This is a genomic window from Pseudoalteromonas sp. TB51 (genome assembly GCF_000498055.1).
In the GTDB taxonomy this organism is placed as follows: Bacteria; Pseudomonadota; Gammaproteobacteria; order Enterobacterales; family Alteromonadaceae; genus Pseudoalteromonas; species Pseudoalteromonas atlantica.
Genome location: NZ_AUTO01000074.1, coordinates 1 through 7,868, shown reverse-complemented (window position 1 = coordinate 7,868; position 7,868 = coordinate 1). Strand labels below are relative to the sequence as shown.

The 7,868-nt window shown below is 42.7% G+C and carries 5 protein-coding genes and 1 pseudogene; all 6 read left to right on the top strand.

The features are described from left to right. Positions 1-324: pseudogene (locus tag L650_RS23530) on the top strand (phage tail protein); the annotation flags it as partial. Positions 325-380: 56 nt separating this feature from the next. Next, the gene (locus L650_RS0103045) at positions 381-1,262 is read left to right on the top strand and encodes a hypothetical protein (protein WP_128081040.1); all 882 of its coding nucleotides are present in this window, start codon (positions 381-383) and stop codon (positions 1,260-1,262) included. An 83-nt stretch (positions 1,263-1,345) separates the two neighbouring features. Then, positions 1,346-1,951: a hypothetical protein gene (locus L650_RS0103040; protein WP_085065413.1), complete on the top strand. Its 606-nt coding sequence runs from the start codon at positions 1,346-1,348 to the stop codon at positions 1,949-1,951. After that, positions 1,951-2,541: a hypothetical protein gene (locus tag L650_RS0103035; protein ID WP_004586576.1), complete on the top strand. Its 591-nt coding sequence runs from the start codon at positions 1,951-1,953 to the stop codon at positions 2,539-2,541. Before L650_RS0103040 ends, L650_RS0103035 begins: the two co-directional genes overlap by 1 nt. Then, positions 2,525-2,935, top strand: coding sequence for a DUF6950 family protein (locus L650_RS0103030; RefSeq protein ID WP_004586577.1), 411 nt, complete (start codon positions 2,525-2,527; stop codon positions 2,933-2,935). Before L650_RS0103035 ends, L650_RS0103030 begins: the two co-directional genes overlap by 17 nt. Next, positions 2,928-7,076, top strand: a complete 4,149-nt coding sequence (locus L650_RS0103025; protein ID WP_029772140.1) for a phage tail protein — start codon at positions 2,928-2,930, stop codon at positions 7,074-7,076. The genes L650_RS0103030 and L650_RS0103025 overlap by 8 nt, the downstream gene beginning before the upstream one ends. The last annotated feature ends 792 nt before the right edge of the window (positions 7,077-7,868 follow it).

Below are 7,868 nucleotides of genomic sequence, written 5' to 3'. Positions count from 1 at the left end.
GCGGGTATTGCGCACGGTGGTTTAGATTATGTGCCGAATGAATCTACCTACGTATTACAGCGTGGTGAGCGTGTATTAAGCCCGAAACAAAATACAGAAATTAGCCAAATGGCGCGGCGTTACAATGCTGGCGGCGCAGCTAATGATGGTGGTGGCTCTGGTGTAAATATACATATAACTAACCAAATTACTGTGCAAGGCGGTGCTAATGAGCAAACATCGCAATCCGTAGGCCAAGACATAGCACGCCAAGTTGTGGGGGTTGTGGTAGCTAATATACAAAGTAACGGTGCAATTATTCGTGCCGTGCGCGGTGCAGCTTAGTTGTTAAGTGTTTGAGATTGGTGTAAAAAGGAGTTTTAAAAAGCAAGGGAATGTTTGTGAGTAATAATCTTAAAACAACAAACAAAATTTTGAAACAGTTAATTAAAAACCCCGTAATATACTTTATCTTTTTAGCAATATTAGGCTGTAGTATTTTTGTTATTGAGTTCTTCAGCATATTTAATTTTAATTTAAATACCCCTATTGAAAGATGGGTTGCCACGGCTACATATTTCAGTAATGTTTTTTCACCGATTTTATTGTTCGTATCGATACTTTTGCTTTATAGGACATGGAAAGATTCCAAAGAGGCTTTAGAGGTTCAAAAATTAGAGCTTATCGAAACAAGAATAGTTTTAAAGGAGCAATCTGATACACAAAGTTATAGTGTATTCAAAGAAACGCTATTCCAAGTTATTGATCAAATTAAAAAGTTAAATGATAAAAAGTGTAAATTAAAACAAGATGAAAGAAAATGGAGTATCTTTACAGATGATAATTTTAATTTCAGAAGTATAAAAGAATCAGATATGCCATTTGAGACTTTTTTACAAGCCTACTTTTTTGAGATGAGGTCAAAACCGCTGGAAAATGATGAGCTTTCCTTAAGTTTTAAAAGTTTAATTTTTGATGATACACATATCTATATAGAAAAAATAAAAACGATAGCTCTTTTATTGAATAACATAGAAAATAATAGATATAAGCCTATATTAGAAATTGCTATTTTTAACAGGTTAACAATATTTACATGGTTATTCTTTATAGAAATTGTCTATCATTTGTATATCTATAGTAATGATGTAGAAAAGCCTACGTCAGAACTTGTATTCATGGAAGTTGCTGGTTTAACATGTAGGCAGCTTAAAGATGTTTATTGGATTGATGCTCTTTCGGATGAAGTGCTACTTGAATTAAAAGCTCGTAAATTACTATAACTATGTAAACCCCTTTCCAGCCGAAAGCTTACTCCTTAAATTTTATACTCGTTACCAGTGTTTTATTATGAAACTTGGTAACGATGCGACCACTCCCCCTTCCCAAACGGCCTAAGCTCTCTAACTTTACGTTAGTGCCAAATAGCCAAATACACTTAAATAAAGCCAATAATGCCACTGAGGTTTACGACCTTGAAGGTGCTTATTGGGAGTTTGAAATTGAGCTTGCCAATGTGCCTGAGCGTGATGCGTTGGCGCTTGATGGTTTTATTGCTAGCTTACGCGGCCAGGTAGGCACGTTTACTTTAATTGATTACCGCCGTGAGCAGCTTGATAAAGACTTTACTGGTTATGTGCATGGTGAAAACCAAGACGGTAATATTTTAATTATTGATGGACTCCCCGCTAACCAAACCTTATTAGTTGCTGGCGAACGTATGCAAGTAGGTGTAGGCCAAAACACCGAGCTAAAAGTATTAACCCAAGATTTAGTGACGGACTCACTAGGCAATGCCACAGTAATATTTGAATCTCCCCTACGTAAAATACCAGCAGACAACACCCTAATTACTTTTAAACAACCGGTTGGTTTGTTCCGCCTTGCTGATAACAAGCAAGGGCTTGCAAGTGCTCAGTATAAAAACGGCATTGTAACCAGCTGGAAAATTAAAGGGCGGGAGGCGTTTTAATGGAAAGCCTAAACGCTGCCCTACTTGATGATTTAGCCACCAGTGGTCGCGCGCGCTTTTTTGTACGCCTAGCGTTTAAAAGTGGTGATGTTTTACTGCATACAGGTGTGGGTGAACGTCGCTTTGCTAATTTAACCTGGCATGGCGTGGGTATGCTCGGCACTGTTAGCGAAATACCCGCCAGCGATAAAAACGACAGCACCAGCATACGCTTAACCCTGCATACTCAAGACCAATCCGTATTAGCTGAGGTGGCCGAAAACGACCCCATTAGCCAAGGCTGTGAAATTTACCTTGTAACCGTTGATGAGCATTACCGCGTTAGCCAAAGCCAGCTGCTTGAAAGCGGCTACATTGTTGCCTGTGACGTAGAGCGCGGCGATGTATCGCAAATACAGCTCAGTGTTGCGGGTGAAAGCGAGCGCTGGAAAGAAGCCCGTTTAAATCAACGTTGGAACGATGCTACCCAAAAATCACTATACCCGGGCGATGTATTTTTTAGTGAACAAGCCACCGCCAATAAACAAAACCTACCTGATACACAACCTGGTAACTACATAGGAGGTAAGCGCTATGAACGTCGCCGCTAAGCTTAGTGCGTTTATTAACCAACGTAACTGTGAACCGTTTAAATGGGGCAAAAATGATTGTTGTTTATTTGTTGCTGATTGGGTGCTATTTGCAACCGGTAACGATGTCGCTGCAGACTTTAGGGGTAACTACCGCACTGAAAACGGTGCGTTTAAACAATTATTTAAACGCGGTTTAAACGATGTTCAAAGTGTGTTTAAAGACCGTTTAAACCCATCTATACCTACTGCGTATGCCCGCCGAGGAGATTTAGCAGTAGTTAAGTTTAAAGGTGACCTAGTTGGAGGTATCGTAACGGTTAATGCTGTTGTTTGCGTAGGTGAATTCGGTTTAGTTAGCTTACCCATGAACACCATAAAGGCAGTTTATCCTTTGGAGCCGCGCAATGTCTAAAGTCGTTGATACTGTTGTAGATACTGGCGGTGATATATTTGGCCTTGGCAGAAGCATTTTTGATAAAACCGTGGGTGCTCTTTGGGACTCTCTATCCCCAGAAGTACCTGAAGAAGATTTAGCGACCCTTGGCCAGGGGTTACAAAAGGGTATAGACCAGCCTAGGCGCATTACATTTGGACGCGACCTTGTTGGGGGGGTAATTGCACACCAAGCAGAAGTTGAAAAAGGTGACAAGAAATGGATGCAGTTAATTGTTTTAATTAACGGTGCGCCCATTGATGCCCTTGAAGAGATTTACATTGCTGATAAAAAACTCAAAGAATATCCAAGTGAAAGTTGGGATTATGAGTTAAGCGATGGCCGCCAAACCATTGCAAACACGAAAGCGATGGCAAAAATGGCTGGCTGGACAAGTGAGCATATTGGCTTTGGTCAAAGCTATATTTTTATAGAAATTGAAAATAACCGCGAAGTGTTTGAAGACGGCATAAGCGATATGGGTTTTTTAATACGCGGTGCTCGTGTATGGGACCCGCGCGATACAAGCCAAGACCCTGACGATGAAAGCACCTGGATTTGGAGCCAAAACGCGGTACTGTGCGCACTGCACTATGTACGATTTTATGGTGCATATGAGGTACCGTTTAGCCGATTGCCGCTTCAGTGGTGGATTGCAGCCATTAATGTGTGTGACGAAAACGCCGAATTTACCGACGCTGAGGGCGTTGTGACCACTGAGCCACGCTACACAACCAACGGTAGCTTTACGTTTAGTACTAAACCCATTGAGGTACTAAACCAATTAGAAGCCTGTTTTGCTGGTAAGATATTTAGACAGATGGGCCAGTGGTATGTTCGTGTAGGTGCCTGGTATGGCAACCCTACTCACACTATTAACCAGGATGACGTACACGGCAATATTAAAATTAAGTGGCATGCTGATTTACGAGACCGTGCTAATGTTGTACGTGCCACTTTTACAGACCCAGACCAAAACTATGACCGTACTGATGCACCGCCCGTAGTGTCTGCTGGGTATCAAGCCATTGATAACCAGATACTTGAAAAGTCTATATCACTCCCATTTGTGCGCAGTAGTACTACAGCACAACGCCTTGCGACAATACATTTAGAACAAACACGTTTAGGCGAAATAGAGTTACCCCTTAAACACAAAGGCTTAGCTGCAGCTGTTGGCCGCACTGTGTATTTAAACTTACCTGGCGAATCGATAAATAATAAGGTTTACCGTGTAACAGAGCGCCGCTTTAGACTAGATGGCGGCGTGACCTTAATGTGTGTTGAAGACGCCCCTGATTTATGGGCTGATAATTTAGTACCTGGTGCACAAAATTTAACGCCAAACAGTGACTATTTAGTGGGCAAACCTCAGCCTATTTTTGATGTACGGGTTACCATTGATGGTGACGGCAATGGTATTATTAAATGGAACCACCCTGCGCCGCTTGCTGTACACGAGTACGATGTTGAGTTTATTAATACTGCTGCTAACGAGGCGGTATTTAAAACCTCTGTAACTTATACGCAAGTTGTAATACCTAATTTGCAACTGGGTGAGTACACCGCGCGTATTAGCGCTAAAAACATATTTGGCCAGCGCTCATTACTTGTTGCTGTGCAATTTAGTGTACTCACCCCTACTTTGCCGACTGTGCATGTAACTGCTGATTATAACCAAATTACATTAACCGCCGAGATTACTGCAGCTGGTATTGGCACCGCGTTTGAGTGGGAGTTTTTAGGCTCTGTAGCACAACCGCAAAGTGGCGAACGTGTGCTTGCACAGATTTATAATCGCATTGGTTTAAAAAGTGAAACTGAGTATCAATTTAGAGTTCGCAGTGTTAATCACTTAGGTTCGAGTGATTGGGTAAATATTACGGCCACTACAACTACCGTTGATTTAACTGAATACATTAATGAATTACCACTCACAAAGCTCAGTAAGGACGCACAAACCCTAATAGAAGATATAAACACGCAAGTAGACCGCCTACGCCCTGAAACTGAAAACAACTTGCCGAGCCTAATTGCAAAAAATATTGATGCCCTCACGGGTTTAAATAGCAAGGTTGAGGTTATAGATTCAGAAAACCCTAACAACCTACAAGCCCAGCTTGCACAATCAAACTCTCAAATAACCAATTTAGTGCGCATTACTGAGGTGTTAGACCCACAAAACGAAACGGGTTTACCTTCACTAATCAAGCTAAATAACTTAGCTATTGAAAAAGAACGCCTAGCCATTCGTAACATTGAACTTAGCGTTTTAAACACCGCTGCTAGCTACACTAATTGGCGTCAAGAGTATGAACGTAGAGTCGCAACAGGTGAACGTTTAATTGATGCGGCCGTGTATATTGATAAAGATACCGGCACTATTGTTAACCGCGCTCACGCTTACACCGATGAAGCATTTAGATCGGCCTCTTTAATGGTTGATGGGTTAAATAGTAAAATCACGCTAAACGCGCAAGAGTTAGCCAGTTCACAAACCCGTATCTCAAAAGCCGAGGCGCAATTAGTTGTTCAAGCGGCGCAAATAAACCAAAAAGCCACCTTTGAACAAGTAGACTCGCAAATAGCCGGTGCATTGGCCGCGTTACAACCCGCTTACAACTGGCAGTTTAATAGTGGTGATGAAGGATTCAACCCACAAAGCCACCACGCCACCGGTTACATTGTGGCCACAAGTAAAATCACTAGCCCAGCAATCAATTATGATGCCGATGAAAATCCAATGTTTCGTTTGCGGGTTCGTAAGCATGCGGGCGCGCAGTGGCTAGGTAAAATCTATTTCAATGGTGGCAATTCAACCATTAACTTACCAGAGCCGACCACAAATGAGTGGGAAAACTTAAACGTTGATGCTACGGGTACGCAAGATTATACCGGCACTATTAACAGCTTAGAGTTTGATCTTGGTGCGTGTGATATAGACTTTATTCAAGTGGGTAAGCGAGGCGCTAATGATTTAGCACTTGCCGACATTACAGCCCGAACCACTGAGCTTGAACAAGACATAAACGCGGCCACGGGTATTATGGCCCAATACGCCACCACAAATTGGGTAACAGCGCTTGGCTATCAAACACAAAGTAACGTTCAAACGTTAATTGATACATTCAATAGCACATACAGCATAGCAGCCACGCTACAAGAGCTTAACGACCAACAAGTCATTATTAAAGCTAATGCCGCACAAACATGGATTGATGGCGCAGAGGCCACAATACGTGACCAGGTTAGCAGCATTTTAAACAGTGACGAGGGTGTCAACCAGCGTTTGAGCCATGCCGAACAATCGCTAGACGCTGTAGCGGGTCAAATAACCTCAAGTGTTACGCAAGTGCAAGGTTTAGCGCGTGATGTTAGCGACCAAGGCATTGCTGGCGTGTTAGCCGCGTACAATGACTTATTGCTTGAGCAAGATTTAGCCGTGCAAGGTGTAAAAATAGCCACGGCGCAAGAGCGTTTAACAGCAATAAGTAATGATGTTGAAAACGTAGCAAGCCAAACCCTTGAACTAATGGCACTGCAAGGTCAAAACGCCGCGTACCTAACGAGCTTGAACCAAGCGTTTGCAAATGAGAAAACGGCTAGAACCATTGCAGAACGTGAACTAAAAGCTGAAATAACCACGCAAAGCACTCAAGCTGTAGCGCAAGCTAATGAGCGTTTAAAAGCTGTAGTTGGTTATTGTATTGACGAAAATGGCAACACGGTAGACGAGCCTGATGCCATAGCGTGTATTGCTGCAGGACATGAATGGGTAGATGGGCCTTTGGTGCAGTTAATTAATGATTACACCACTGTGTTCGTTAATAACCAAGGCTACCAAACAGCGGCCAACGTACAGCAGTTTATAAGCACCTTTGATGGCGAGTATGGTATTACAGCCACACTGCAAGAGTTAGACAGTAACGGTACAATTGAAGCCGCTAAAAGTGCAAAGCAGTGGATAAACGCCGCAGAAGGCACCATTACCGACCTGATCACCCAGTTTGTTAATACCCCTGATGGCATAAACGACTCGATTGCACATGCCGAGCAGCTTATACAAGCCAATGCCGATGATATTGAAAACNCGTCAACAATTATCAGTACGCATGGGTGAGGCCGAATCTGACTTAGTAAGCCTAGACGAAACACTGGTAAACGAACAACAAGCCCGTGCGAGCCAAGTTTCACAATTACGTGTTGAGTTCCAAGCGCAAGATATAGCCATGCTGGCTATGGCCAACGAGTACACCCGTGCAACAACGGGCTATTGTGTTGATGCTAACGGTGAAATAGTTGATCAGAACGATGCTGCGCAATATGAACTTGATGGCCACACATGGGTTAATTTACCCTCAGTACAAAAAGCTATTGAGTTAAGCGCCGCCTATGTAAATGAGCAAGGCTACCAAACGCAAAGTAACGTTAGCCAGTTAATTGATACGTTTAACAGCAACTATAGCATAACGGCCACGTTGCAGGAGTTTAACCAGAACGACACACTGGAAAAAGCCAATAATGCCCAGCAGTTTATAAACGCCGCTGAGGGTTACATTAAAGAGCAAATCACGGTATTTAATGCGGCTGAGGGCAGCGTAAATGCTAAGTTTGCCAATGTAGAACAAACGCTTGATGCGATCAACGGCACCATAAGTAATAATATTGTGCAGGTGCAAGGCTTAGAGTTAGACCTTGAGAATAAAAACCTAAACGATGTAATCAACTCGGTAAACCAGTTACTAAAAAATAATGAGCTGACAAAAGAAGGTGCCAAACTGGCCGTGGCTCAAACCGAGCTAAAAGCGCAAACGGATGAAATAGAATCTGTAGCTAGCCAAGCACTAGAATTAGCCGCGATTTTTGAACAGGCCAGCGGCCAAATAACCGTACTAAATCAAATTGTGGCTAA